20 protein-coding genes, 1 tRNA gene and 2 pseudogenes are annotated in these 24,454 nt (G+C 66.1%); 11 read left to right on the top strand and 12 right to left on the bottom strand.

Going from position 1 to position 24,454, the window contains the following annotated elements:
- Nucleotides 1-164 precede the first annotated feature (164 nt).
- On the top strand, nucleotides 165-1,010 hold the full coding sequence (locus ACEN96_RS09055; protein ID WP_495587689.1) for a dioxygenase family protein: 846 nt from the start codon (nucleotides 165-167) through the stop codon (nucleotides 1,008-1,010).
- 21 nt (nucleotides 1,011-1,031) lie between these two features.
- Here ACEN96_RS09055 and ACEN96_RS09050 read toward each other — a convergent pair whose 3' ends face one another.
- The 4 genes from ACEN96_RS09050 to ACEN96_RS09035 form a co-directional block, all read right to left on the bottom strand.
- Nucleotides 1,032-1,949 (bottom strand): aspartyl/asparaginyl beta-hydroxylase domain-containing protein, encoded by a 918-nt coding sequence (locus ACEN96_RS09050; protein ID WP_495587688.1) that lies wholly within the window; start codon nucleotides 1,947-1,949, stop codon nucleotides 1,032-1,034.
- Nucleotides 1,950-1,978: 29 nt separating this feature from the next.
- A complete protein-coding gene (locus ACEN96_RS09045) occupies nucleotides 1,979-3,193 on the bottom strand; it encodes an MFS transporter (protein ID WP_495587687.1) in 1,215 nt (404 codons plus the stop codon).
- A 103-nt stretch (nucleotides 3,194-3,296) separates the two neighbouring features.
- Nucleotides 3,297-3,371 (bottom strand) — tRNA-Gly (locus ACEN96_RS09040).
- A gap of 48 nt (nucleotides 3,372-3,419) precedes the next feature.
- The gene (locus ACEN96_RS09035) at nucleotides 3,420-3,908 is read right to left on the bottom strand and encodes a PilZ domain-containing protein (RefSeq protein ID WP_495587686.1); all 489 of its coding nucleotides are present in this window, start codon (nucleotides 3,906-3,908) and stop codon (nucleotides 3,420-3,422) included.
- A gap of 169 nt (nucleotides 3,909-4,077) precedes the next feature.
- Here ACEN96_RS09035 and ACEN96_RS09030 point away from each other — a divergent pair, with 169 nt between their 5' ends.
- Together ACEN96_RS09030 and ACEN96_RS09025 are read left to right on the top strand one after the other, a co-directional pair.
- Nucleotides 4,078-4,458, top strand: a complete 381-nt coding sequence (locus ACEN96_RS09030) for a tautomerase family protein (protein WP_495587685.1) — start codon at nucleotides 4,078-4,080, stop codon at nucleotides 4,456-4,458.
- Between the two features lie 86 nt (nucleotides 4,459-4,544).
- The gene (locus ACEN96_RS09025; RefSeq protein WP_495587684.1) at nucleotides 4,545-5,195 is read left to right on the top strand and encodes a DUF1810 family protein; all 651 of its coding nucleotides are present in this window, start codon (nucleotides 4,545-4,547) and stop codon (nucleotides 5,193-5,195) included.
- Here ACEN96_RS09025 and ACEN96_RS09020 read toward each other — a convergent pair.
- Nucleotides 5,122-6,375: an MFS transporter gene (locus ACEN96_RS09020; RefSeq protein WP_495587683.1), complete on the bottom strand. Its 1,254-nt coding sequence runs from the start codon at nucleotides 6,373-6,375 to the stop codon at nucleotides 5,122-5,124. The two genes, ACEN96_RS09025 and ACEN96_RS09020, sit on opposite strands and share 74 nt — an antisense overlap.
- Nucleotides 6,376-6,502: 127 nt before the next feature.
- On the opposite strand from ACEN96_RS09020, the gene ACEN96_RS09015 reads away from it, so the two are divergent.
- Nucleotides 6,503-7,399 carry a LysR substrate-binding domain-containing protein gene (locus ACEN96_RS09015; protein WP_495587682.1) on the top strand — a complete coding sequence of 299 codons (897 nt, stop codon included), beginning with the start codon at nucleotides 6,503-6,505 and terminating at the stop codon, nucleotides 7,397-7,399.
- A 4-nt stretch (nucleotides 7,400-7,403) separates the two neighbouring features.
- Here the strand turns inward: ACEN96_RS09015 and ACEN96_RS09010 are convergent, their stop codons facing one another.
- Nucleotides 7,404-8,882 (bottom strand): NAD-dependent succinate-semialdehyde dehydrogenase, encoded by a 1,479-nt coding sequence (locus ACEN96_RS09010; RefSeq protein WP_495588584.1) that lies wholly within the window; start codon nucleotides 8,880-8,882, stop codon nucleotides 7,404-7,406.
- A 247-nt stretch (nucleotides 8,883-9,129) separates the two neighbouring features.
- On the opposite strand from ACEN96_RS09010, the gene alaS reads away from it, so the two are divergent.
- Together alaS and ACEN96_RS09000 are read left to right on the top strand one after the other, a co-directional pair.
- The gene (alaS, locus tag ACEN96_RS09005; protein ID WP_495587681.1) at nucleotides 9,130-11,757 is read left to right on the top strand and encodes an alanine--tRNA ligase; all 2,628 of its coding nucleotides are present in this window, start codon (nucleotides 9,130-9,132) and stop codon (nucleotides 11,755-11,757) included.
- A gap of 124 nt (nucleotides 11,758-11,881) precedes the next feature.
- Entirely contained in the window at nucleotides 11,882-12,631 is a 750-nt protein-coding gene (locus tag ACEN96_RS09000) for a UPF0149 family protein (RefSeq protein ID WP_495587680.1), read from the top strand.
- Between the two features lie 271 nt (nucleotides 12,632-12,902).
- Here the strand turns inward: ACEN96_RS09000 and ACEN96_RS08995 are convergent, their stop codons facing one another.
- Both ACEN96_RS08995 and ACEN96_RS08990 read right to left on the bottom strand, forming a co-directional pair.
- A complete protein-coding gene (locus ACEN96_RS08995; RefSeq protein WP_495587679.1) occupies nucleotides 12,903-13,388 on the bottom strand; it encodes an SET domain-containing protein in 486 nt (161 codons plus the stop codon).
- A 1,034-nt stretch (nucleotides 13,389-14,422) separates the two neighbouring features.
- On the bottom strand, nucleotides 14,423-15,082 hold the full coding sequence (locus ACEN96_RS08990; protein ID WP_495587678.1) for a hypothetical protein: 660 nt from the start codon (nucleotides 15,080-15,082) through the stop codon (nucleotides 14,423-14,425).
- A 763-nt stretch (nucleotides 15,083-15,845) separates the two neighbouring features.
- Here ACEN96_RS08990 and ACEN96_RS08985 point away from each other — a divergent pair.
- Nucleotides 15,846-16,222 (top strand): annotated as a pseudogene (locus ACEN96_RS08985) (avidin/streptavidin family protein).
- A 168-nt stretch (nucleotides 16,223-16,390) separates the two neighbouring features.
- On the opposite strand, the gene ACEN96_RS08980 reads toward ACEN96_RS08985, so the two are convergent.
- Entirely contained in the window at nucleotides 16,391-17,227 is an 837-nt protein-coding gene (locus tag ACEN96_RS08980; RefSeq protein ID WP_495587677.1) for a hypothetical protein, read from the bottom strand.
- A gap of 344 nt (nucleotides 17,228-17,571) precedes the next feature.
- On the opposite strand from ACEN96_RS08980, the gene ACEN96_RS08975 reads away from it, so the two are divergent.
- The 3 genes from ACEN96_RS08975 (at nucleotide 17,572) to ACEN96_RS08965 (ending at nucleotide 20,198) form a co-directional block, all read left to right on the top strand.
- Nucleotides 17,572-17,814, top strand: a complete 243-nt coding sequence (locus ACEN96_RS08975) for a helix-turn-helix transcriptional regulator (protein ID WP_495587676.1) — start codon at nucleotides 17,572-17,574, stop codon at nucleotides 17,812-17,814.
- Nucleotides 17,815-18,602: 788 nt separating this feature from the next.
- Nucleotides 18,603-19,418, top strand: coding sequence for a hypothetical protein (locus ACEN96_RS08970; protein WP_495587675.1), 816 nt, complete (start codon nucleotides 18,603-18,605; stop codon nucleotides 19,416-19,418).
- A 192-nt stretch (nucleotides 19,419-19,610) separates the two neighbouring features.
- A complete protein-coding gene (locus tag ACEN96_RS08965; protein WP_495587674.1) occupies nucleotides 19,611-20,198 on the top strand; it encodes a hypothetical protein in 588 nt (195 codons plus the stop codon).
- A 364-nt stretch (nucleotides 20,199-20,562) separates the two neighbouring features.
- Here the strand turns inward: ACEN96_RS08965 and ACEN96_RS08960 are convergent, their stop codons facing one another.
- The 3 genes and pseudogenes from ACEN96_RS08960 to ACEN96_RS08950 all read right to left on the bottom strand — a co-directional run bounded on the left by ACEN96_RS08960 (nucleotide 20,563) and on the right by ACEN96_RS08950 (nucleotide 23,047).
- Nucleotides 20,563-22,011 carry an IS1182 family transposase gene (locus ACEN96_RS08960; protein ID WP_495588560.1) on the bottom strand — a complete coding sequence of 483 codons (1,449 nt, stop codon included), beginning with the start codon at nucleotides 22,009-22,011 and terminating at the stop codon, nucleotides 20,563-20,565.
- 83 nt (nucleotides 22,012-22,094) lie between these two features.
- Nucleotides 22,095-22,361: pseudogene (locus ACEN96_RS08955) on the bottom strand (IS66 family transposase); the annotation flags it as partial.
- Between the two features lie 65 nt (nucleotides 22,362-22,426).
- Complete coding sequence (locus tag ACEN96_RS08950; RefSeq protein WP_495587673.1) at nucleotides 22,427-23,047, bottom strand: glutathione S-transferase family protein; 621 nt, start codon at nucleotides 23,045-23,047, stop codon at nucleotides 22,427-22,429.
- A 793-nt stretch (nucleotides 23,048-23,840) separates the two neighbouring features.
- Between ACEN96_RS08950 and ACEN96_RS08945 the strand changes: the two genes are divergently transcribed.
- The gene (locus ACEN96_RS08945) at nucleotides 23,841-24,449 is read left to right on the top strand and encodes a response regulator (protein WP_495587672.1); all 609 of its coding nucleotides are present in this window, start codon (nucleotides 23,841-23,843) and stop codon (nucleotides 24,447-24,449) included.
- Nucleotides 24,450-24,454: the final 5 nt, after the last annotated feature.

Here is a 24,454-nt window from a genome sequence, read left to right as displayed (position 1 = left end):
GAACAGACGAGGAGGACGAGGAGGACGGGTGCGCGCTCATGGGCGGACTGTAGCGAACCGCATGCCCGCGCGCTGACGACGGGATGCAGTCATGCAATCGGCTTGAACAGTCCGTGCAACCGGTTTAGACGATCCGGGAAGTCATCGGGCGTTCAATGACTGCCATGAACACGCATTTCCCTCCCCTGTTCGTGTCGCACGGCTCGCCGATGATCGCGCTGGAGCCCGGTGACACCGGCGCCTTCTTGCAGCGGCTCGGCCGGACGCTGGACGACCACTGGGGCCGGCCCAGGGCCGTGCTGGCGGTCTCCGCGCACACGACCGCGCGCGAGCCGGTGCTGCTCGGCGCCGAGCGCCACGAGGCGGTGTACGACTTCGGCGGCTTCCCGCCAGCGCTGTACCAGCTGCGCTACGACGCGCCCGGTGAACCCGCGCTGGCGTCGGCGCTCGGCGAGTCGCTGGGCGTGCCCGTCATCGATCACGGCGGGCTGGATCACGGCATCTGGACCGCGCTGCGTTTCATGTATCCCGACGCCAGCACGCCGGTCGTGCCGCTGGCGCTGACGCCGCACGCCTCGCCGGGCCAGCTGATGGCACTCGGGGACCGGCTGGAGCAGCTCTCGCGCGACGGCGTGCTGATCCTCGCCACCGGCAGCATCACCCACAACCTGCGCCTGCTGATGCGCCCTGACGCCGCGGGGCGCCGCGTCGCCGAGGACGCGCCGGAGATGCCGGAATCAGCGGCCTTCCGCGGCTGGTTCGCGGAGCGCTCGGCCGAGCGCGACTGGGCCGCGCTCGCGGCCTACCGTGCGCAGGCGCCGCATGCGGTGCTGATGCATCCCACCGACGAGCATCTGCTGCCGTGGTTCGTCGCCGCCGGCGCGGGCGGTCATGCCGCGGCGCCGGTGCGCGTGCACGAGGGGGTCACCTTCGGCTGCCTGGGCATGGACGCGTACGCGCTCGGATCGCAGGCGCCAGCGCTGTCGCGCGCGCTGGCCGCCACGGCGTAGGGCGACCCACCCAAAGGCCGCTCACAGGAAGATCGCGGCCAGGATCCCCAGGATCAGCGCCCACTTGACGACGTAGTAGCCGGTGCGGGATCTCGCCTTGAACGCCTTGAAGAACAGGCGCACCTTGTAGGCGTGATAGAAGAACTTGTTGAGTCCGCCGATGGGCTCGCTCTCCAGGTTCTGCGTCGCGGCCGAGGTCATCACCAGCTTGCCGAAGGCCTGGTTCAGCCAGCGGATCGGCGCGAAGTACACCGGGCGTTCGACGTCGCAGAACAGGATCACGCGCTGATGCGTCGTGGTGTTCTCGGCGTAGTGGATGAAGGTCTCGTCGAACATCACGTCCTCGCCGTCCTTCCAGTGGTAGCGCTGGCCATCGACGTCGATGTAGCAGCCCGGATCGTTGGGCGTGGTCAGGCCGAGGTGGTAGCGCAGCGAGCCCGCGTACGGATCGCGGTGGCGCACCAGCTTCGCGCCCGGCGGCAGCGACGCGAACATCGCCGCCTTCACGCCGGGAATGCGCTTGAGCAGCGCCACCGTCTTGGGGCACAGCGCGTTGGCCGAGTCCATGTCGCGGTCGTACCACTTCAGGTAGAAGCGCTTCCAGCCGGTGCGGAAGAACGAGTTGAAGCCGATGTCGTTGTAGCCGGACGCGGCCTTGATGTAGCCCTCGTCGTTGAGCTTGAGGGCCTCGTCGCGGATCACCTGCCAGTTGTCGCGCAGCAGCGCCAGCTCGGGGAAGTCGGCGGGCTTCAGGTAGGGCGTGGAAGGGGCGCGGGAGAACAGGTACATGACCGCGTTGATCGGCGAGATCAGCACGGTGAAGTCGGTCAGCGCGCGGGCCAGCTTGAAGCGGACACGGCCGCGGAAATGGGCATACAGCGCCGAGGCGATGAAGATCGCCAGCACCCAGTAACGCGTGGGCGGCAGCCAGTCGGCCATGTGCGGGGCTCCAGAAGACGAGGCGCGGATTATCGGCGATCGAATGCGCGCGACACGGCCCAGATCGCCAAGCCCCCGAACGCGAGGGCGACACCCACCCATCCGGTGGAGGTCCAGCCGAATCCGGCCGCGATCGTCAGCCCGCCGAGCCAGGGCCCGAGCGCGTTGGCCGCGTTGAAGGCCGAGTGGTTGAGCGCCGCGGCCAGCGTCTGCGCGTCGCCCGCGACGTCCATCAGCCGGGTCTGCAGCACGGCGCCGAGCCCGCCGCCGCAGCCGATCATGAAGACCGCCGGCAGCAGCGTCCACAGCTGGCCGGCCGCGAACGGATACAGCGCCAGCGCCGCGGCGCTCCACAGCAGCAGTCCGCCGACGGTGGGCATCAGCGCGCGGTCCGCGGCCCAGGCGGCGCCGAGGGTCCCGGCCGTCATGCCCATGCCGAACACGCTCAGCACCAGCGGCAGCATGCCGGGGCCGGTGCCGGTGACTTCGATCAGCGTCGAGCCCAGGTAGGTGTAGACCGCGAACATCCCGCCGAAGCCGATGGTGGCGATGCCCAGCGTCAGCCAGACCTGGGCGCGGCGCAGCGCGCCGAGTTCGCGCATCGCGCTGGCGCCGGGCTGGACGCGGTCGCGCGGCGCGTGCATCGCCACCAGCGCGGCGGTCAGCAGCGCCAGCAGCGTGACGACACCAAAGCCCCAGCGCCAGCCGGCCCACTGTCCGAGCGCATTGGCCAGCGGCACGCCGACGACGGTCGCGACGGTCAGGCCCAGCATCATCAGGCTGACCGCCTGCGCGCGGCGCGCCGGCACGACCATCGAGGCCGCCACCAGCGCCCCGACGCCGAAGTAGGCGCCGTGCGGCAGCCCGCTCAGGAAGCGGAACAGCAGCATCGCGCGGTAGCCCGGCGCCAGCGCGCTGAGCCCGTTGCCGATGGCGAAGGCCAGCATCAGCAGGATCAGCAGCGTCCGGCGCGGGATCCTGGCGCCAAGCACCGCGAACAGCGGCGCGCCCACGACCACGCCCAGCGCATAGGCGCTGATGACGTGGCCGGCGGTGGGGACGTCGATGCCGAGGTCGGGCGCGAAGAACGGCACCAGGCTCATCGCCGCGAACTCGGTCGTGCCGATCGCGAATCCGCCGATGGCCAGCGCCAGCAGCGCCCAGCCGGTGTGGGCCGAAGGCGCGGGATCGGCGGAAGGGTTCGGGGACGCGGTCGGCGGAACGGTCGGTGAAGCGGCGGACATGTCGTGCGGCTGAAAGGAAACGTTCAGAAAACGTTCAGCATTGCAACACGATTCGCCGGACCGGACGGTGACAGGGGCTCTGCGGCCCCGGCCGCCAGGGATCTGGAGCGGGCGAAGGGAGTCGAACCCTCGTCATTGGCTTGGGAAGCCAAGGTAATAGCCGTTATACGACGCCCGCGGTGGGAGCGGATTATGGCCCAAGCGGGACCCGCTCCGGGACGAGCCGTCAGCGCGTGCGCGTGCCGGCCAGTTGGACGAGCAGGTGCTGGAGCTGCTCCTGCGCGCGCGGGTCCAGGCCCAGGAACCGGCAGCCGATGTGGACCTGCTCGCCCGCCAGGAAGGACCGGAAGCTACGCCGGATGCGGACCTCCAGGTCGGCCACCAGCACGACCTCCTCGCCCACCCGGACGCGGGCCTGGGCGATCTTCTGCCCCAGGAACAGGCCGCGCCCTTCCTCGATGCTGCCCCGCAGGCCGAGCCCGCCCAGCGAGACGTCGTCGACATGCAGGCTGCGCCAGCGGCCCAGCAGCGTGAACTCGGCGCGCACGACCGGGCCAAGCGGAACGTCACGGCGCGGATCGCCGCGGCGTTCGTCGGCCCCGATGGCGTCGGCGGCCTCGGCGGCCGGCGTCTGGACCTCACCGGGCGAGGCGGCCTCGGTGACCGGTTGACCATTCGGGACGGAAGGCTTCGAGCGGGAGCGCAGGCGGAACATGGGACGAGGGAAAGCGGGAATCCTGGGCCCGGGTTGTATGCGCTGCGGGTGATCGCCGCCACGGCCGGCCCGCGACGGCGGCGCGCGACCGTGACGGAAGTCTCATCCGGCGCGGCTCGGCTAAGGTCGGGCCTCCATCACTCGCCGTCCCGGCGCCAGGAGTCCGCTCATGCCCCTCGTTCAAGTCCATCTGCGCGCCGGCAAGGACGCGCCGTACCGTCAGGCGCTGCTCGACGGCATCTACCGCGCGATGCGCGAGACCTTCAACGTGCCGGAGGGCGACGAGTTCATGACCCTGACCGAGCACGACGCCGCCAACTTCCGCAATGGCGGGTCCTACCTCGGCATCGCGCGCAGCGACGACCTGGTGATCATCCGGATCACCGCCAACAACACCCGCTCGCTGGAGCAGAAGAAGGCGCTGTACGCGGCCATCACGAAGACGCTCGGCGAGCATCCGGGCGTGCGGCCGGAGGACGTCTTCGTCAGCCTGGTCGAGGTGCCGAAGGAGAACTGGTCGATGGGGCTCGGCCAGGCGCCCTACGCCTGAGCGCGCGGCCGCCGCTCAGTCCCAGGCATTCACGAACTCCCGCCAGCCGGCTGCGCACTCGCCCAGTTCTTTGTGCGGGAGTTCCCATGCCAATTTCCAGTCTGTTCACCAGTTGCTTCCCCCACCTGTTTCAGCGCCGGGCCGCCACCGCACGCGTCGTGGCTCCCGGCTCCGCCGAGGGACGCAGGGCCAACTTCATCTCCGCATTGCTGAACCGCTGGTTCCGCCGATCGGCCGCCCCCGCCTGGCAGACGCCCGGCGCCAGACATACCCCGCCCGGCGTCCGGCGATTCCTGAAGGCGCAGAGCCCGCGGACGATGACGCAAGTGCTTGAGCAGCTGCAGAAGGGGAAAAAGACGTCCCACTGGATATGGTTCGTCTTCCCGCAACCCCTCGGCGTCGGATTCAGCGAGATCTCGAAGCACTACGCGATCCGGTCGCTCGACGACGCCTGGGACTTCCTGCGCACGCCCAAGCTCAGGGACAACTTCATCCGATGCCTGGACGCGCTTCTGCTTCCGCCGAACGCCAATCGCTCGGCGAGCGAAATCTTCGGGGAGACCGACGCGAGAAAACTGCACGCCTGCGTCACGCTGTTCCGCGAGGCCGCCAAGAACGACCGGGAGCTGTTGAAGAAGCTCAACAAGGTGCAAGAACGCTTCTTCAATGGCCAGGACCACTCGTGGACCCAGCAATGCGTGGAGGGTTGGCGCCTCGCGCGCTACTGGCCCCGGTGACCGGCGCGCGCCGCGGCAGCGGGAAGCGGCGGTCGAGGCGGCCGGCCAGCACGGTCAGCGCGAAGGCGCCGAGCACCACGATCGCGCCGATCCACGGCGTGTGCATCAGGCCCAGGCGCTCGACGATCAGTCCGCCGCCCCAGGCGCCGCCGGCGATGCCGAGGTTGAACGCGGCGATGTTCAGGCCCGAGGCGACATCCACGGCCTGGGGCGCATGGGCCTCGGCCTGCTGGACGACGTAGAGCTGCAGGCCCGGCACGTTGCCGAAGGCGAAGGCGCCCCAGGCGAGCACGGTCAGCACGGCGGCGGCCGGGGACGGGGCGGTGACGCTCAGCACGAAGAGCACGGCGGCCAGTCCCAGGAAGATGCGCTTGAGCGCGCCGACGGGACCGCGCCGGTCGGCGAGCCTGCCACCCCACACGTTGCCGACGGCGACCGACACGCCATAGACCAGCAGCACCAGGCTGACGCCGTTCGCGGAGATGCCGCTGACCTGCTGGAGGATGGGCGCGAGATAGGTGAAGGCGATGAACGAGCCGCCATAGCCGACCGCGGTCATCGCGTAGACGAGCAGCAGGCGCGGCTGGCGCAGCGGCTCGAGCTGGTGCAGCAGCCGGGCGGGCGCCGGCTGGGCGAGCTTGCGCGGCACGAAGACCAGGCTGGCGACGAAGGCGGCCAGGCCCAGCGCGGCGACGGCGAGGAAGGTCGCACGCCAGCCGAAGTGCTGGCCGACGAAGGTGCCCAGCGGCACGCCGGTGACGAGTGCGACGGTCAGGCCGGAGAACATCGTGGCGATCGCGGAGGCGGCCTTCTCGCGCGGCACCAGGCCGGTGGCGATGGTCGAGCCGATGGAGAAGAACACCCCGTGCGCGAGACCGGTCAGCACGCGCGCGACGACCAGCGCGCCGTAGCCGGGCGCGAGCCACGCGAGCAGGTTGCCGGCGGTGAACAGCAGCATCAGCGCGAGCAGCAGCCGCTTGCGCGGCCAGCGGCCGGAGAGCGCGGTCAGCACCGGCGCGCCGATGGCCACGCCCAGCGCGTAGAGCGAGACCAGCAGGCCCGCGGACGGCAGGCTGACGCCGAGGTCGGCGGCCATGGTCGGGATCAGGCCCACGATGACGAATTCCGTGGTCCCGATGGCGAAGGCGCTGACGGTCAGCGCCCACAGGGCGATCGGCATGTTGAGGCTCCTGAAAGCAGGTGAAGAGGACGAATGGCCGCCAGTGTGCGGATTCGCTGCTTTCAGAAAAAGCCTTGGTTGGCCAAATGATTATTGAATCAAAAGCAAATATCGAGACAATCGCTCCATGAAGAGCTCCCTCGACGAACTCGCCGTCCTCGCCGCCATCGTGGATGCGGGCTCGATCAGCGCGGCGGCGCAGCAGCTCGGGCAGACCGTCTCCGCCGTCAGCCGCTCGCTGAGCCGGCTCGAGCACAAGCTCGGCACGACGCTGATGCGGCGCTCCACGCGCCGGCTGGAACTCACCGAGGAGGGCCAGTTCTTCCTCGCCCGCGCGCGCAAGGTGCTCGCCGCCGTCGAGGACGCCGAGGAGCAGCTCGTGCTGCGCCGCGACCAGCCCGCCGGCCGGCTGCGCGTGAACGCGGCCTCCCCGTTCATGCTCCACGTGCTGGTGCCCCTGATTGGCGGCTTCCGCGCGCGCTTCCCGCAGATCGAGCTCGAGCTCAACAGCAGCGACCAGATCATCGACCTGCTGGAGCAGCGCACCGACGTCGCGCTGCGCATCGGCGCGCTGGCCGATTCCTCGCTGCACGCGCGGCCGCTGGGCAGCTTCCGGCTGCGCGTGCTCGCCAGCCCCGCCTACCTGGCCGAGCACGGCCGGCCCACGAAGGTCGAGTCGCTCGGCAATCACGCGCTGCTGGGCTTCACCGCGCCCGAAAGCCTCAACACCTGGCCCCTGCGCTGGGCCGGCGGCGAGGGCTATCCGATCACCGCCGCGCTCAGCGCCTCCAGCGGCGAGACGCTGCGCCAGCTCGCGCTGGCCGGCCAGGGCCTGGTGACGCTGGCGGATTTCATGACCGCGCGCGATCGCGCCGACGGCGCGCTGGTGCAGGTGCTCGCGCCCCACACCGTCGACACCCGCCAGCCGGTGCACGCGGTCTACTACCGCAACACCGCGCTGGCCTCGCGCATCAGCTGCTTCCTCGACTACCTCGCCGCCGAGATGGCCAAGCTCGCCGCCTGAGCGCTCACTTGTTGACGTCGGCGATGCACAGGTACTTGGTCTCGACGTACTCGTCGATGCCCTGGTGCCCGCCCTCGCGGCCCAGGCCCGACTGCTTGACGCCGCCGAACGGCACCTCCGCCGTCGAGATCAGCCCGGTGTTGATGCCCACCATGCCGTACTCCAGCCCTTCCGACACCCGCGTGATCCGCCCGATGTCGCGGCTGTAGAAGTAGCTCGCCAGGCCGAACTCGGTCGCGTTGGCCAGCGCGATGCCCTCGGCCTCGGTGTTGAAACGGAACACCGGCGCCACCGGGCCGAAGGTCTCCTCGCGCGCGCACAGCATCTCGGACGTCGCCTCCGACAGCACCGTCGGCTGGAAGAAGCGATCATGCAGCCGCGCGCCGCCCACCAGCACCTTCGCGCCCTTCTCGATCGCGTCGGCGACATGGCGCTCGACCTTCTCGATCGCCGCGTCCTCGATCAGCGGCCCCTGCGTCACGCCGGGCTCGAAGCCGTTGCCGACCTTCAGCGCGCCGACCTTCTCCGACAGCTTGGCCACGAAGGCGTCGTACACGCCCGCCTGCACGTAGAGCCGGTTCGCGCACACGCAGGTCTGCCCCGCGTTGCGGTACTTGCTGGCGATCGCGCCTTCGACCGCGCTGTCCAGGTCGGCGTCGTCGAACACCAGGAACGGCGCGTTGCCGCCCAGCTCCAGCGACAGCTTCTTGATCGTCGGCGCGCACTGCGCCATCAGGATCCGGCCGACCTCGGTCGAGCCGGTGAACGACAGGTGCCGCACCACGTCGCTCCCGCACAGCACCTCGCCGATCGCGATCGAGTGCCCGCCGTCGCCCGTGACCACGTTGAGCACGCCCGCCGGCATGCCGGCGCGCTGCGCCAGCTCGGCCGCGGCCAGCGCGGTCAGCGGCGTCTGCTCCGCCGGCTTGATCACGACCGGGCACCCCGCCGCCAGCGCCGGCGCCACCTTGCGCGTGATCATCGCGAGCGGGAAATTCCACGGCGTGATGGCCGCGCACACGCCCACCGGCTGCTTGATCACCAGATAGCGCTTGGTCGCGTCGGTGGTGGGCACCGTCTCGCCGCGCACGCGCTTGGCCTCCTCGGCGAACCACTCGACGAAGCTGGCCCCGTAGACGATCTCGCCGCGCGCCTCGGCCAGCGGCTTGCCCTGCTCCGCCGTCAGGATGCGCGCCAGGTCGTCGGCATGCTGGATCAGCAGGTGGTACCAGCGCATCAGGATCGCGGCGCGCTCCTTGGCCGTCTTCGCCCGCCAGGCCGGCCACGCGGCGTGGGCGGCGGTCACCGCCGCGTCCGCCTCGGACGCGCCCAGGTTGGCCACGTGCGTCAGCAGCGCCCCGGTGGCCGGATCGTCGACGTCGAAACGGCTCGCGCCGCCGACCCATTCGCCGTTGATCAGCGCGTCGGTCTTGAGCAGGCTCGGGTCCTTGAGCTGCGCCAGCGGGGAGGTCTTCGTGTCCATCGTCGCCATGTCGTTTCTCCAGGGAAGGCCGGCATCCTAGCGGCGCTGTCCCGGCCGCCATGTCAACGCCGCGTCAACGGGCTCGGCTCCCTATAATCGAAAGCTTCGCGAAATCAAGCGCTTGGCCCCGTCTCCCCGGCAAAGCGCGCGCCCGCGAAGACACAAACTGATTCATGTCGCAGCGTCATCTGCGCCACACCCATCCGCGCCACACCGCACCGTCAGGCCCATCAAGCAAAGGACAGGCATGAAAGCCGCTGAGATCCGCCACACCTTCCTGAAGTTCTTCGAATCCAAGGGCCACCAGATCGTCGCATCGAGCCCGGTCGTGCCCGGCGACGACCCGACGCTGCTGTTCACCAACGCCGGCATGAACCAGTTCAAGGACGTGTTCCTGGGCTTCGACAAGCGCGCCTACACCCGCGCCACGACCGCGCAGAAGTGCATCCGCGCCGGCGGCAAGCACAACGACCTGGACAACGTCGGCTACACCGCGCGCCACCACACCTTCTTCGAGATGCTGGGCAACTTCAGCTTCGGCGACTACTTCAAGAAGGACGCCATCAGCTACGCCTGGGAACTGCTGACCCAGCATTTCAAGCTGCCCGCCGAGAAGCTGTGGGTCACCGTCTACTCCGAGGACGACGAGGCCTACGAGATCTGGAACAGGCAGGTCGGCGTGCCCGCCGAGCGCATCGTGCGCATCGGCGACAACAAGGGCGGCCGCTACATGTCCGACAACTTCTGGATGATGGGCGACACCGGCCCCTGCGGCCCCTGCACCGAGATCTTCTACGACCACGGCCCCGACGTGGCCGGCGGCCCGCCCGGATCGCCCGACGAGGACGGCGACCGCTACATCGAGATCTGGAACAACGTCTTCATGCAGTTCAACCGGACTGAAGACGGCGTGATGCACAAGCTCCCCAAACCCAGCGTCGACACCGGCATGGGCCTGGAGCGCCTGGCCGCGGTGCTGCAGCACGTGCACTCGAATTACGAGATCGACCTGTTCGTGAACCTGCTGGCCGCGGCCAAGCAGGCCGTCGACGCCGCCGGCGCCGGCGACTGCGACAAGGACAGCCCGTCGCTGAAGGTCATCGCCGACCACATCCGCGCCTGCTCGTTCACCGTCGTCGACGGCGTGATCCCGGGCAACGCCGGCCGCGGCTACGTGCTGCGCCGCATCGCCCGCCGCGCGATCCGCCACGGCTACAAGCTGGGCGCGCGCACCCCGTTCTTCCACAAGCTGGTCGCCGCGCTGGCCAAGGAGATGGGCGAGGCCTATCCCGAGCTGCGCCGCGACGAAGCCCGCGTCACCGAGGTGCTGAAGCAGGAGGAAGAGCGCTTCTTCAAGACCATCGCCACCGGCATGGAACTGCTGGAATCGGCGCTGGCCGGCGGCGCGAAGCAGGTCGACGGCGAGACCGCCTTCAAGCTGCACGACACCTACGGCTTCCCGGTCGACCTGACCGCCGACGTCTGCCGCGAGCGCGGCGTGACCGTCGACGAGGCCGGCTTCAACCGCCTGCTGGACGAGCAGAAGAACCGCGGCCGGCAGGCCGGCAGGTTCAAGATGGCGCAGGGTCTGGCGTACACCGGCTCGGCCACAGCCTTCCACGGCTATGACCAGCTGGCGCGCGAGGACGCCAAGGTCGTGGCGCTGTACGTCGACGGCAGCGCGGTGCCGAGCGCCGACGCCGGCGACGACGTGGTCGTCGTGCTGGACCACACGCCCTTCTACGCCGAGAGCGGCGGCCAGGTCGGCGATGCGGGCGAGTTCCGCAATGCCACGACCCGCGTCGTCGTCGACGACACGCTGAAGATCCAGGCCGACGTGTTCGGCCACCATGGCCAGGTCGTCGAGGGCACGATCAAGGTCGGCGACGTGTTCACCGCCAAGGTCGACGCCGAGCGCCGCGCCCGCACGGTGCGCAACCACAGCGCGACCCACCTGATGCACAAGGCGCTGCGCGAGGTGCTGGGCGTGCATGTCCAGCAGAAGGGCTCGCTGGTCAACGCCGAGCGCACCCGCTTCGACTTCGCGCACACCGCGCCGATGACCGCGGAGGAGATCCGCAAGGTCGAGGCCATCGTCAACGCCGAGATCCTGGCCAATGCCGACACCAACGCCGCCGTGATGGCGCTGGACGACGCGCAGAAGAGCGGCGCGATGATGCTGTTCGGCGAGAAGTACGGCGACACGGTGCGCGTGCTGAGCATCGGCACGTCCAAGGAACTGTGCGGCGGCACCCACGTGCGCCGCACCGGTGACATCGGCCTGTTCAAGATCGTCGCGGAGAGCGGCGTCGCCGCCGGCATCCGCCGCGTCGAGGCCGTGACCGGCGACAACGCGCTGCACTACCTGCAGTCGCTGGAGACGACGCTGGCCGCCGTCGCCGGCACGCTCAAGGCGGCGCCGACCGAGGTCGAGCTGCGCGTGCAGGCGGTGCTGGACCAGGTCCGCGCGCTGGAGAAGGACCTGACCGCCGCCAAGAGCAAGCTGGCTTCGGCGCAAGGCGACGAGCTGCTGTCGCAGGCCGTCGACGTCAAGGGCCTGAAGGTGCTGGCCGCGACGCTGGCAGGCGCCGACGCCAAGACGCTGCGCGAGACCATGGACAAGCTCAAGGACAAGCTCAAGACGGCGGCCATCGTGCTGGCGGCCGTCGACGGCGACAAGGTCCAGCTGGCGGCCGGCGTGACGGCCGATTCGATCGGCAAGGTCAAGGCGGGCGAGCTGGTGAACTTCGTGGCGCAGCAGGTCGGCGGCAAGGGCGGCGGCAAGCCGGACCTGGCGATGGCCGGCGGCACCGATGCCAAGGCCCTGCCCGCCGCGCTGGCGAGCGTGCAGGCCTGGGTCGGCGAACGCGTCTGACACACATCATGGGCACACTTCCGGGTGGCGCGGATCGAACGAACCGCGCGACCCGGAGCGCCGACGAACAACCTCTGCAAGGGCCCCGGTCGGGCCCTTGTCGTTTGAAGCAACTGGAGTAGCAATGACTGACACCCCGATGGCCGACGACTTCGGCGACTCGATCGACGTCGAGAACGCGCAGCGCCTGGGCGAGCTGCTGGCCGTGCTGGCCGGCCAGGCGGATCCGGAAGCGCCGGCGATCACGCTCGACACGCTGGACGGCTACCTGACCGCGCTGCGCGTGGGGCCGTCGGACGCGGCGCCGATCCAGGCGATGGACGCGCTGTTCGGCGACGACTGGCCCGCCGGGCTGGATGAGCAGGAGCTGACCGATGCCTTCATGGAAGCGCTGCATGTGCGCTGGAACGAGATCGGCGACAGCCTGGAGCCCCAGCCGCTGCTGGAAGCGCCGGAGCAGATGCATCTGACGCCGCTGATCTCCGAGTTCGACGAAGAGACCAAGGCCGAGCTGGTGGCGCAGGGCGCGATCAGCGAGGAACTGCTGGCGCGCATGCCGGCGCCGGGCGCGATGTGGGCACAGGGCTTCCTGCAGGCGGTGGATGACTCGCACACGTGGACGCTGCCGGACGGGGACGGCGCGGATGACCTGGCGACGATGCTGGAAGCGATCGAGGCGGTGACGCTGGATGAAGACTCGACGCCGCGCGCCGAGTACATCCAGCAGGCTTACGAGGATTCGGATGGCATCGATCAGAACGCGCTGATCGACGACATGCTGTTCACCGTGCAGGACCTGCGCCTGTTCTGGATGCAGCAGCGCGCGTTGAAGGATGCGATCTCGGGATTGACGGGCGAAGACTCGAAGCACTGAGCGCGGCGAAGACCCCTCTCCCCTGCCCTCGCCCCCCTCGCGGGGGGCGAGGGAGTTCTTGCCGGGGCAGCGCTTGCCCGTTCCTACACCCTCGCCCCAACGGGGAGAGGGAGTTCTTGCAGGCAGCGCTCGCCCGTTCCTACACCCTCGCCCCAACGGGGAGAGGGAGGGGAGAGGGGGCTCGTGCCACAGCGCTGCTGCCCTTCGAAGCACCCCCTCTCCCCTGCCCTCTCCCCCCTCGCGGGGGGCGAGGGAGTTCTTGCCGGGGGGTCTACAAGCGGCCCTTGCAGTTGGGCGCGCCGCATCGGCAGCGCAGCCGCCCTTCGTGGTGGCTCTCGCCGTAGTCGGCGCAGATCTCCTCGCCGGGATCGATGTCGCGCATCGCGTAGAACTCAGCCCGCCCTTGCCGGATGCGCAGCACCGCATTGGGCGCGCAGCTGTGATTCACGTGTCGCAGCGCGCAGTCCGACTTGGTCGCGTCGATCGCGGTCTTGTCCGTCACCTCGACGACATGGATGCGCCGCCGTCCTTCGATGCGTCGCCGCGCCTCCCGCACCGGAACGATCTCCCCGCGCATCTCGCCGATCTTGCGCCGCGCCGGGATCGCCTCCCCGGCGAAGACCCCCAAGCCATCGATCGGACTCGGACCCACCGTCAGCGCGAACCGCTCGGCCGATTGCGGCTCGCCCTTCGGGCGCGCGGCCGCGGTGGCGGAAGACTCGGCAGGGGCGGCGGCAACGGCACTCAGACGGGGCATGGACAGGGCGCGCGGTCCGGGCCGCGCCAATTCGAGAAGCCCGCATTGTCGCGCCGTTGCCACTCCCCCGCCTGGCCTCACACCCCGCTTGACGCATCCGCCGCGTCCCCAAGATACTGGTCCGCATGTCGTCCGCTTTCCACCACGTCCATCACGCCTCGATGTGCCTGCATTCGCTGCAGGCCATCGGCGGCGGCGGGCGTCGAACGCGGTAGACGCCCCGCCAGGATCCCGGACCCGACGGTCCCTCGGCGATCCCCGACTCCCCCCGACAAGGCCCGCGCACTCCGCGGGCCTTGTTCATTTCAGCGCCCTAATGCAGCTGTTGCCCAAAGCCGGGGGGAAGATCCAGTGCGAATGGCAGCAGATGCCAGACTGAGAAATCAACAACTTACGCTTTGTCGCCGGGTCCCCGATGAGTAGCTGGTCACCCGCAGCCGCCTCCCCGCAACCGGCCTTCGTCTTCCCGAGCTCGGCGGCGGCTAGGCAGGTGCAGTTCGAGCTGGGGCCTCGGCAGCTGGAGTCCCTGCTGGCAATCGGGCAGGCACCACACCCGCGCCCCAATGGCGGAGGGACGAGCTCGTAACCCGTCACCGATGTTGTGACGCGCTCTGGATGTGCAGCATATTGCCGAATTCGTACTTTCGATTCTTCGGTGGCGTCGAGCTCGAAACCATGTCGGTAGGATGTGCGCGTTGCTTGATTCCGGTTAGGTCAATCCTGAAGTTCGCAGCACTCATACTCTCGGTGTTTACAGCGTCGGGCTGCAGCACAACCTCACCGGCACCCGTGTCCAACAACCCTGATCAGCTCCGGGTAGGTGCCAAGCCTGAGGGCTACCCTCGGACGCACATCGAGCCTAAGGTAAGTTTCCCAGGCTATTGCCTTAGGGTTACTGAGTCGTGGCGAGAGGATTCGTACAATGGCCATGCCATTTGGCTGAAGGATAAGGAAATCACTAGCCTGCCGTGTCCATAAGTTATAGACGCATGACTATCCGAAAATCGGCGGGGGACAGTAGAAGAGCAGACGCATCAGGTCTTCAGGAGGGCGATTAACTTGGCAGCGTGTGGCGCGAAGTGCAGCTTGGTAAATCCAAAAGTTTGCTCGCCGGGGTAGACAACTCCCAAGGCATATAGACCACCAAGCAGTGAGGCTTCTGAAGATTTCGGATCAATGTAGCAGGCGCCCTCATCTGGTTTCTCGTCCTTCGTGTTCTCGAACAAGGCCAACGTGTCGTACTTGAATGAGCGCACCAAGAACGCGATCTCCCCAGCGGTGATGTCGCGAAGGATACGCGTTAACAGTAGGCCCTCATCTGCAGGAATCGAATCTGTGAGGGCATTGCGCATTGCCATCCGAAGGTACTCAAACTTTTCCTCCTGAACTGTCTGCATCGCCGCTGCAACCAAGCCGTTGACTACTTGGAACTGGCCATCCGACAGGTTCTGCAAGTCAATGCCGATTGACTCTATGTCCTTTTGAAGCTCCTGCAGCATGCGGTCAACTCGTTCTTGGAAGCGCTTGGCCGCCAAGCAATTGGCAAGCGGCGCGAGGAGCGGAGAGAGCATGCCCCCGGCCCCCGCGGCTACCAGAGTGAACGCAGCTTGGACGGGCAGCCCGCCGCCCAACTTTTCAGCTTTGCTCGGTGGTATGTAATCCATGTCAGTTTGCCCGAGTTGATTGCCATTCATTTTCCGGGGCCTATCAGTAATCCACAGGGCTGAGCTTTAAGGCGTCGTATTTCGAAAAATGGCCGCAGACGTAATCTTGACACTCCTTGGTCGTCCCCAGGAGGGAACTGGGAGGTGGCTCTTAGTTGGAAATCTCCCTGACACTGCCATCGTTGAGCCAGATTTGGAGGGCCTCGTTGATTGTGTCGGACACCAATCGCCGCTCATTAGTTACCAAATAAATGTCGAGGCCATCGAATTCAAGATGGCCGTTCCTGGGCAGGATGGTCTGCTCATATTGTTCTCGCCCGTTAAAGAAGCCAAGACTGATGGCTTTACGGATCTCAAATCGCCTGCTCATATGTTGCCTTAGGCATGGAGCGGGAGCATCTCCCGCTCGGGTAAATCACAAGTTGTCTGCCTACGGTTCGTCTAGGCAAGCTCATTCCGCCTAGTTCTGAACACCTTTGGCCGCGGCAACCGAAGCCAGCGGCGCGGCAAATAACGCGGCGCCACGCGGACCGCGGCCTGCGCAGATTGCGGTGGACTCTACGATGTCTGGGGCAGCTTGGCCACGTGGATCGCCCGAAGCTCCGTAGCCGAGGCCTCGAGGCTGTTGCGCGAGTCAAAGGGAAATCGCTAGCCCGCCAAACGACTTGCCGTGCCATCAGTTTCTCCCCATTGTCGCAGCCCGCGAGTCGTCAAGTGGTGGGGCTGGAGGGCATAGGCGCCAAGCGCACAATCGCCGCTCGGTCGCCATCCCGGCGATCGCAGGGAGGAACGCATGAAACAGGAAAGTGCGCTTGTCCGCGCCGCAGAAGGGACCGGCAAGTCAACCGACTTCAGTGGCGTCTGGGTCAACGACCTGAAGTCGACGATGACGCTCAAGCAAAACAACGATCAGCTCGGCGGCGAATATGCCAGTGCGGTCAATTCTGAGGGCACATCAACTAAAGGTGATTTGCTGGGATTCGTCGATGGGGACCTGCTTTCTGTCGTCGTTCACTGGCGTGACTTTCAGACCATCACGGCTTGGGTCGGGCAACTTGCGCGGATCAAGCGACCCTCAACACTCTTTGGCAAATGACGAAGCAGGTCGACACCGGCGAGGAATGGGCTGCGATCAACGCGGGTGCCGACACCTTCAAACGTCGGTTGTGAGAAGGTGACCCAGTTGCCATGCCACTTTGGCCGCTGACCAGTTTTAAGGGGTCACGTGGCAATGGCCACAAGAAGGCAACCGCTGCGCCCTGCGCAGGAATAGCTGTGCTCATCAGCGTCTTCCACATGACGGACCGGCGCGGGCCGCTTGCAAGGAGCCGTCTCAGTTCACTTGGCACCGCAAAGGAACCAGTTGTCCAGGTTGTCCCAGATGGTCTGCTCGTGGAAGTCGCCTGCACGCATACGTGTCCCAGAAACGACGGTATCAGAGATGCGAATCTTCACTTTGCCATTCGCAGCATCCTCGACAAAGCCGGTCTGAGTGAACATTCCTTCTTGTCTACAGACTTGCGCAGCCACCTTCAGCTTCAGTGGTCTTTCGCGATCAAGGCGTTCCTGGACCGCCGAAGCCCGGTCCGCTTGCGCCAACCTTTTGCCTTGGCGCTCGGCGGCTTCAGCGGTACTGGTCGGCACCCGAGCCCCCTTTTCGAGTAGTCCTTCGACGAAACCTGCTACCACCGATGCGGGGATTGTGGCCGGCACGCCAACGAAGGTCCTGTTCATGACGATTTGCGGCGTGTAGCCATCGTTGATGCGCGCGACCGTCTGGACCGGCCGGCCAACGAGTAGCTCGATGCTCGACCCTGTCTTCAGGACTTCCTCGACCTGCCTAGCGCCGAGTACATAAGCTTGGCTCCACGAACAACCGCTGCCGACGCTGCTGAAACATTTGTCGCCGAACCTTCCGCTCGCTGCATCGAGCTTGGCGCCATCGACATAGATGTCCGTGCCCTCGGCGAAGTCGCCGTTGTTTGTGAATTGAGCGATCAGTTGGTACTGAGGGACGAAATCGGTAGTTCGGTTCGTAAGCACCAGCGTCAGTTGGGCGTTAATCCAGCCGGTCGCCTGCGGGCTGGAATAGCGCGTCGCGATCTGCACTACTGGCGGCGACGAATACGTCTTGACGTTGGCACACGAGGGACAACTCGCATAGCCAGTTGCCACGTGGATTCTGTTTCGGACGTCGTCTGCCGAGATTGTCCTCACTGCGGTCCCGCAGCCAGCCAACATTGCGAGTACGAGCGAGGAAATCGTATGGATTCTGATTTTCATAGGTCCCTGGGTGTTCATCTGATTTAGACGTCGGACTGGGCGCAACTTTCCGACTGGCGGCGATCTATTGATGGCCGGCAACGCGCGACATCATGTCGTCGAGGTCCTGCAACGACAGCGCTCGGCAATCAGCTGTCGCCGCCCCTAGAAGCAGGTGATCCAAAATTTATACGATCGTATAAAGACCCAGGCGTGAATTCTTCATAACTTCAGCCCCTTTCTTATTGAGGGGTGTTGTGGGGCCTGCTGAGGCATTTGGTCGCGCATTGCGCCACAGACGGCGAGAGGCTTCACTGACCCAGGAACAGTTGGCACTGGAGGCAGGGCTTGAGCGCGTCTTCATTTCATGGCTGGAGACGGGGCGACAGCAGCCCAGCTTTCAGACCATGATCAAGCTTGCTTCTGCGCTCAATTGCTCGGCGGCCGAGCTTGTAGCGGCAGCTGAAGCGTTGATGGCCAGCGCTTCCGAACAAGGATGAGCCGTTCGGACTAATTGCCCGCGCACCCAGCGACCGAGACAGACCAGAAGTTGTTGAGTTAGGAACAACCCGTCCAGTAGCAGACCACTACCTCTCTGCGGTGCAAGTGAACCATGCGCATTCGAGCGCACCGAAGCAGGAGGGGGCGTGACGCACAGGGACGGACGGTGGACCGCCGCTTCCAACAGGACCTCGCGCCATAGAGCGTGATCTGGCCGGAGCCACCGTTTCCGCTGACGAATTCGGCCGTTTGCAAGAAGCCTGCCGACACGACGTTCGCTTCCCTCGGACGTTCTCCGACTGGTGCGAGCTCGTGAATGCAGGCGATCAAAAGCTGCTAGTCGAAGGGGCGCAGGTCGTCACCATTCCGATAGAGGTGGATGATTTCGTGGCATGGTGTCAACGTGTTGATGTCTCGCCATGCCTTGACGGACTGCGGGCATACCTCATCCTTATCCGGCGGCGGCAGCGTATTCCCGGCAAGTCGCCGACAGGCCCAAGAGCCAAGTCGAGAGCTTCGCAGTGGCGCATCCGCCGGAGACGTCGTCATTGCCGGCGGAGCTTCGAGGCGTTTCTCGGCCACAGATCTGGTGGGACACTTGGCGCCCCACGTGCTCACCGTCTCGCGCAGAAAAGGCGCCAGCGGCCGACTGCGCTTAACGCGTGCCCGGCGAGCGCTCGAAGAACCCACGGAGCCTCGCTCCTCAGACCGACGACGGCTATTGACCGGGCTGCAGGGTCGCCAGTATTGGCTTCCATCCACTTCTCGGTCGCGTTGACCCTCTCCCATGCTCTTCCAGACGCTTGCCAAATCACTTGTCCGCCCCGCTCCAGGCACTCATCCTTCGGTGATCCAAGAGGTCATGGGACTAATGGAGGACGTTGAAGCGAACATGTTCAGGGTCAAGACGAGCCGCTACTCCTTGGTTGCTCGACTTCAGCGCTTGGTGCAGATGCCCGCAAAGCTCATCGGAATTGGCTTGGGCGCCAAGCTGCGCTGGGCCAATACCTGGGTCTTCATCGCTCTAGCGTTCTTCGCTGCCAACGCTTGGCTTGTCCACTCGGGCGTCAGACTGGAACCGCTGTTCCGAGATACTCTGCAATGGGTGTGCATCATCGTCCCAGTGTTCCTAGTGCTGTTCCCAACTCCAAGCGCCTACGCGTTCTCGGGCTTCTCGGAACCGGACATCGCTTTCGCAATCAGGAACCTGTGCGACCGCGGGCTGGTCACCGAGAAGCGCCTCGCCACGACCCAGCAGCACATCAAAATGCTGGAGACTTACTGCGGCTCTCGCGTGCGGACGCACAGGTGGCTGGTCGGCATCTCATGGGCCATCTGGACGTTCATGCTGTTGAGGGGTTTCGATAGCGCGTTCGCCGGAAAGCTGGAGCTCCCCGGAGACTTGTTCTTGATGGCAACTGGTTTCATCGTCGTCGCCGGCGTATACCTGCTGGCCGCCGGCTACGAGTCGGCTTTGAATCGCGTCTTCCGCTCCCTTGAAACGGCATGCGCGGAACTTCTGCTGAAGCTTCAAGAGGAGGTCGAAGACGAGAGCTCGGACAAGGAGCCAGTGCTGCCCGCTCCTCGTAGGCTGCCAGGCTGACTGGTGGGCGACCACAGGCGCAGCAGTCTCCATCTTCATCGCGCCCGTGCTCGCCTTCCGCCCCGTGCATATTTCAGCAGCAGCTGACCATGAGGTTCAGCGCGACCTGGTCAACCGTTTCGGCAACACGTGCACCGCAGAGGGCGGCGAGCAAGATCACTGACTGCTCAAGGCTGATCTGAGTCATTCCGATTGCTGCTGCAGTACAAGGTGAGCCACTTCTGGTATGTGCTCAAGTGGGTGTCTGCCAAACAGTACGCCGTGGTGTGTGAAGTCTGCCAGCGCGGCGACAAGCTCGACACGCAGGCCGTCGAGGCAAAGCTCGGCAAGCCCAAGATTCCGGCCAGCTCGTCGCGCGCGTGGATGGTCGTCGTCGCGGTTTTCGCCGGCTTGGCGATATTTGGGGCAATCAACAACGGTCGCGAATCTGAGCAGACGGACGCGTGGCTGGCGGCACCGCAGAAGAGCGACCTCTATCTGGTCAACGTCGCATCCCTGCTTAAGCAGCCGCAATCCCTGGGCATGTACGGCGTCCTTCGAGTTCGCAGCGTAGATGTCGACCAGCTGGTGTTCGATGCACCTGCCATGGCGTATGAAACGGTCGCGCGGGCCCGCAAGGACCTCACCAGTGGTCGGCCCGTCGAGGCTGGCTACTTTGCAAGTGAGCCGCTGGTGCTATCCCGCCAGACGTTGGCGGATATGCGTAAGAACGGCTCGCTGCGGCAGATCGAGCGACCGGTGCCTCTAGACTTCGCCGGGGCAAGCCGGCCCGGGCACTGACATCTCGCGGCCTGCTGCGCCGCCGCGCGAATCTAGTCGAACTCGAACTCGAGGTCGACGGCCCACAGGGCCACATCGAACGGCCTTCGTTGCGCTTGTGCTTGGTTTTGATCGAGGCGCATCTCCGAACGTTTGGTGATGGCACCGTACGTTGACAGTGCGGGAGCGGCGCGACGCCCTGAACCTGCCACATGCGAACGTCTCCTGATGGCCGAGGCCGTGTGGAAACGCGGTTTGACTGCGGCCCGCCACGAGCTTAGGCCAAGCACGTCCCCAGCGAAGCGCCCACGGGCTCTCCGAGGGCTCGTCTGAGCTTGAGGAGTGCTCAGGGCATCCGAGCTGCGATGCGATGTTTAAAGGGCGCTCATGCGCCCACCAGCCTCATCGCCTGCGCTGCCTTCTTGATGCCCAAGATCTGCATCACCCGTTTGAGGTTGTAGGCCAGGACCTGCAAGCTCATCTCGGTGCTGACGTTGCCGAGCCTGCGCGTCAGGAAATGCGTGCTGCCCATCCAGTGTTTGAGCGTGCCGAAGACATGCTCTACCGTCCGACGTCGGATCATCATGGCATCCGTGTTTCGATCCAATCGCAGCTGCATGGCATCGAGCACGCCCTGGTGTTCCCATCGCGAGATGCGGCGGTGCTTGGATGGCGTGCACTGCGTCTTCATCGGACATGCGGGGCACGCGCTGCTCCAATAGCGGCGGATCTGCAGCCCGTGCTCATCGCGCGTGAAGCGATAGGTGGCCCGCTCGCCTGCTGGACATCGGTACTCGTCGTCCTTGGCGATGTAGATGAAGTCAGTCTTGTCGAAGCGACCCTCGGCCTTCGCGCTTGACGTCATCGGCCTGGGCACGAAGGGCCTCATGCCGTTGTCCGCGCAACGCTTGATCTGCGGGGCGTTGAAGTAGCCCCGGTCGGCGTAGACCTTCAGATTGGGCTTACCCATCGCCTCCTGCGCCGCGAGCGCCATGCCGCTGAGCTGTGCTCTGTCGCTGCCGATGTTGGTGACCTCGTGCGCGACGACCAGGTGGTGCTTGGTGTCGACCGCTGCCTGCACGTTGTAGCCCACGACGCCGCTGCCCGCGGCCTGGGTCGCCATCGCACGCGCGTCCGGATCCGTGAGAGATACCTGCTTGTCTGGCTGCTTCAGGAGGTGCTGCTCCATCTCGTCTAGCCGCTGCATCTGCTCACGCAGACCATCCAGCTTGTGGCTGAGTTGGGCATACCTTGGGCCGAACTCCATGAGCGGCAACGTCCTGTCCGCGGTGTCGAGCGCCGCGAGGTAGCGCTGGATGCTCTCCTCGATCTGTTGGCGCCGCTTTTCGATCTTGGTGGCGGTGAAGTTCTGGTCGCGGCTATTGACTGCCTTGAACTTGCTGCCGTCGACCGCCACGCCGTCACCGCTCAGCAGCTTCAGCTGCCGGCACAGCTCGACGAAGCGACGGCAGACGCTGCGGATGCCCTGTCCGTTGTCACGGCGGAAATCGGCGATGGTCTTGAAGTCCGGAGCCAGCCGCTCAGTCAGCCACATCAGCTCGATATTGCGCTGTGCTTCGCGCTCAAGCCTCCGGCTTGACTGGACACGGTTGAGGTAGCCGTAGATGTAGATCTTGAGCAAGACCGCCGGGTGGTAGGCCGGGCGGCCCGTCGCCGCTGGCGTGGCGCCAGCGAAGCCAAGCGCTTCGAGATCAAGCTCTTCAACGTAGGCATCGATGACGCGGACAGGATTGTCTTCAGCGATGAAGTCATCCAGGCACTCTGGCAGCAGCGTCACTTGATGCCGCCCCTGACCTTCGACGAATCGCGCCATCGTCACCTCCACCATGTCGCATCGACACGATGAATCTAGGCAGCGTCGATCAGATCACCAGGAGGGTTTTCACACAGCCTCGGCCGTAAGCTGCCGGCGAAGAGCCAGTTCTGCCGCCCTAGCGCAATGGGCCGGATGCGGTTCTCCACCCAGTTGTTGTCGATGGGCAGGTCGCCGTCATCGAGGTAGCGGGTCAACGCTGCCCAGCGCTTGAGGCTGAAATCGATGGCTTGTGCGGTGGCTGAGCTATCCGGCACGCGCTGGCGCTGCTGCCGCAGCCACTGGTTCAGTGCATCGGCCAGCGGCCGGGCTGCTCGGCGGGCCTCAAGCCTGGCTTGGCTGTCGGCCTTGACCGCTGCTCGTTCCACCTCGTAGGAAAGCACCTAGCCAGCGGACGCTGGGAGGTGATGCCCTGTCAGCTCAACACCACGTCCAGCACCCCGCGCGCCGCGGGCCGCTGCAGCAAGCCTTCATACCAACCCCGCAGGTGCGGATGGTCGGCCTCCGGCAGCGGCAGGCCCCACCAGCGGTGCATCTCGCAGGCGATGGGAATGTCGGCCATGCTCAGGCGGTCCCCCGCCATGAAGGGGCGCCGCGCGAGATGTGCATCCAGCAGCGCCAGCAAGGGGGCAGTGGCGGCTTGCGAGGCCGCGACGCGCTGCGCATCCCGCTGCGCCGGCGGCGTGCGGATGAGCTGGATGAAGGCGTCGCGCCCGGCGGGATTCAACGTGGTCTGCTGCCAGTCCATCCAGCGTTCGGCGTCGAAGCGGGTGTGCAGGTCCTGCGGGTACAGGCCGGCCTGCGCCTGCTTGGCGCACAGGTAGCGCACGATGGCGTTGGACTCCCACAGCACGAAGCCGTCATCGTCCAGCGTCGGCACCAGCGCGTTCGGGTTGAGCGCCAGGTAGGCAAGCGTCTTGGTGATGCCGAAGGCGGCACCGGCATCGATGCGCTCGAACGGCAGCTCCAGCAGTTGCGCCGCGAGCACCACCTTGCGCACGTTGATCGACGACAAGCGGCCCCAGAGCTTCAGCATGGCAGGGTTCCCCAAAGGAAGAAGAGGGAATTGTGCGGCGTCATGCGGCGGTAGGGGTCAAGCCCGTTGAGCTTGGCCGGCATAACTGGCTCTTCGCCGGCAGTCTGCGCGCGGGCAAGCGGGCTCCCGGACGGCATGAGCGCGGCCAGCAGTATCGAATGGCCGCTCTTGCTGTCAGGCCAGTCGACCGGAGGCTGATCCGGCTGGCGCCCGGAAGGCCGGTATGCGCTGATGACCGGTCACACGATGCCCAACGCCGACCGAGAACGCTGCAAACCGGACCGGGCCGCCAAGTGCCTGCGTACCCGTTCAGCTCGCCGAACACGGCGTTTAATTTCCCTGAAATATGCAAGCGGGCGCTGATCAGGGACTATGGACGTCACCAGCTCGACGCCGTCGCCGCGTACCTCCGGCGCTGCCAGCGCCCGCTTTGATGGCGTGAGGCAGGGGACGGGACATCCACTTCGATCTCGCCCAGGGCTGTCATGGATGCGCACTGTCGAGGACGGAAGGCCACATTCACAACGCCGGCCATCTGCCTCTGGAGACTCATGCGGACGAGGCGGCGTCGCTGAGGCTCGACTTCTTCAGGACCACCAGGAATGCCCGGAAGTAGCCACCGGCCGCAGCGCCGGAGCGTCTGAGGCGAACGCCGTTCAGTCTCTCCTGTACCGACACGTCGCCTGTTCGTGACGTAGTTACTTTGCATTGCAAAGAGGAGCGCGTTTAATCGCCTACATCGTGACTCACGTGACAAACGGAACTCACGTGACTTGCCGGCAAGGAGGCTGAGATGTCCGAACAAGCGCTTGACCCCAACGTGTCCACCGTGTTGACGGCGAGAGAAGCTGGACTGCGCTGCGGCGTGAGCTTTCGCACCGTCATCCGCTGGGTGGAACGAGGTGAACTCCAAGCCTATCGCCTGCCCGGCCGCGGCGACTATCGAATCAAGCTCTCCCATCTGAGGGATTTCGCTGCCCGCCATGGCCTTCCAGAGCCGGGTGGCGCCACGGAGCCGCCGCCGATCACCAACCGGGTGCTCATCGTCGACGACGACCCGTCGATGGCGCGCTCGATCCAGCGGGTGCTGCGCCCGGCAGGTTACGAGACGCTGATCGCCTCCGACGGCTTCCAGGCCGGTTCGCTACTGCACAGCTTCTCGCCTTCGCTCATGACGCTGGATCTGAGGATGCCGGGGCTGGACGGATTTGGCGTCCTGCAGTTCCTTCGCGACGGTGCGCCGCGTCCATCGCTGCGCGTGCTGGTGATCTCAGGGGAATCCGAGGACTGTCTGCGCAAAGCGCGCGAGAAGGGCGCGCACGATACGCTGGCCAAGCCGTTCACGAACGAAGGACTGCGAGCCGCGGTACAGCGCCTGCTGCCGCTGATGCCAACTCCATGACCATC

The organism is Roseateles sp. Mitsp63 (assembly GCF_059491535.1).
The sequence above is the reverse complement of the archived record's forward strand: the minus strand, read 5'-3'. Positions and strand labels throughout refer to the sequence as shown.

What these genes read in the sequence shown, in the direction of transcription:
- ACEN96_RS09055 (WP_495587689.1), top strand. Translation starts at nt 165, where the DNA reads ATGAACACGCATTTCCCTCCCCTGTTCGTGTCGCACGGCTCGCCGATG.
- ACEN96_RS09050 (WP_495587688.1), bottom strand. Translation starts at nt 1,949, where the DNA reads ATGGCCGACTGGCTGCCGCCCACGCGTTACTGGGTGCTGGCGATCTTC.
- ACEN96_RS09045 (WP_495587687.1), bottom strand. Translation starts at nt 3,193, where the DNA reads ATGTCCGCCGCTTCACCGACCGTTCCGCCGACCGCGTCCCCGAACCCT.
- ACEN96_RS09035 (WP_495587686.1), bottom strand. Translation starts at nt 3,908, where the DNA reads ATGTTCCGCCTGCGCTCCCGCTCGAAGCCTTCCGTCCCGAATGGTCAA.
- ACEN96_RS09030 (WP_495587685.1), top strand. Translation starts at nt 4,078, where the DNA reads ATGCCCCTCGTTCAAGTCCATCTGCGCGCCGGCAAGGACGCGCCGTAC.
- ACEN96_RS09025 (WP_495587684.1), top strand. Translation starts at nt 4,545, where the DNA reads ATGCCAATTTCCAGTCTGTTCACCAGTTGCTTCCCCCACCTGTTTCAG.
- ACEN96_RS09020 (WP_495587683.1), bottom strand. Translation starts at nt 6,375, where the DNA reads ATGCCGATCGCCCTGTGGGCGCTGACCGTCAGCGCCTTCGCCATCGGG.
- ACEN96_RS09015 (WP_495587682.1), top strand. Translation starts at nt 6,503, where the DNA reads ATGAAGAGCTCCCTCGACGAACTCGCCGTCCTCGCCGCCATCGTGGAT.
- ACEN96_RS09010 (WP_495588584.1), bottom strand. Translation starts at nt 8,882, where the DNA reads ATGGACACGAAGACCTCCCCGCTGGCGCAGCTCAAGGACCCGAGCCTG.
- alaS (WP_495587681.1), top strand. Translation starts at nt 9,130, where the DNA reads ATGAAAGCCGCTGAGATCCGCCACACCTTCCTGAAGTTCTTCGAATCC.
- ACEN96_RS09000 (WP_495587680.1), top strand. Translation starts at nt 11,882, where the DNA reads ATGACTGACACCCCGATGGCCGACGACTTCGGCGACTCGATCGACGTC.
- ACEN96_RS08995 (WP_495587679.1), bottom strand. Translation starts at nt 13,388, where the DNA reads ATGCCCCGTCTGAGTGCCGTTGCCGCCGCCCCTGCCGAGTCTTCCGCC.
- ACEN96_RS08990 (WP_495587678.1), bottom strand. Translation starts at nt 15,082, where the DNA reads ATGAATGGCAATCAACTCGGGCAAACTGACATGGATTACATACCACCG.
- ACEN96_RS08970 (WP_495587675.1), top strand. Translation starts at nt 18,603, where the DNA reads ATGCTCTTCCAGACGCTTGCCAAATCACTTGTCCGCCCCGCTCCAGGC.
- ACEN96_RS08960 (WP_495588560.1), bottom strand. Translation starts at nt 22,011, where the DNA reads ATGGCGCGATTCGTCGAAGGTCAGGGGCGGCATCAAGTGACGCTGCTG.
- ACEN96_RS08950 (WP_495587673.1), bottom strand. Translation starts at nt 23,047, where the DNA reads ATGCTGAAGCTCTGGGGCCGCTTGTCGTCGATCAACGTGCGCAAGGTG.
- ACEN96_RS08945 (WP_495587672.1), top strand. Translation starts at nt 23,841, where the DNA reads ATGTCCGAACAAGCGCTTGACCCCAACGTGTCCACCGTGTTGACGGCG.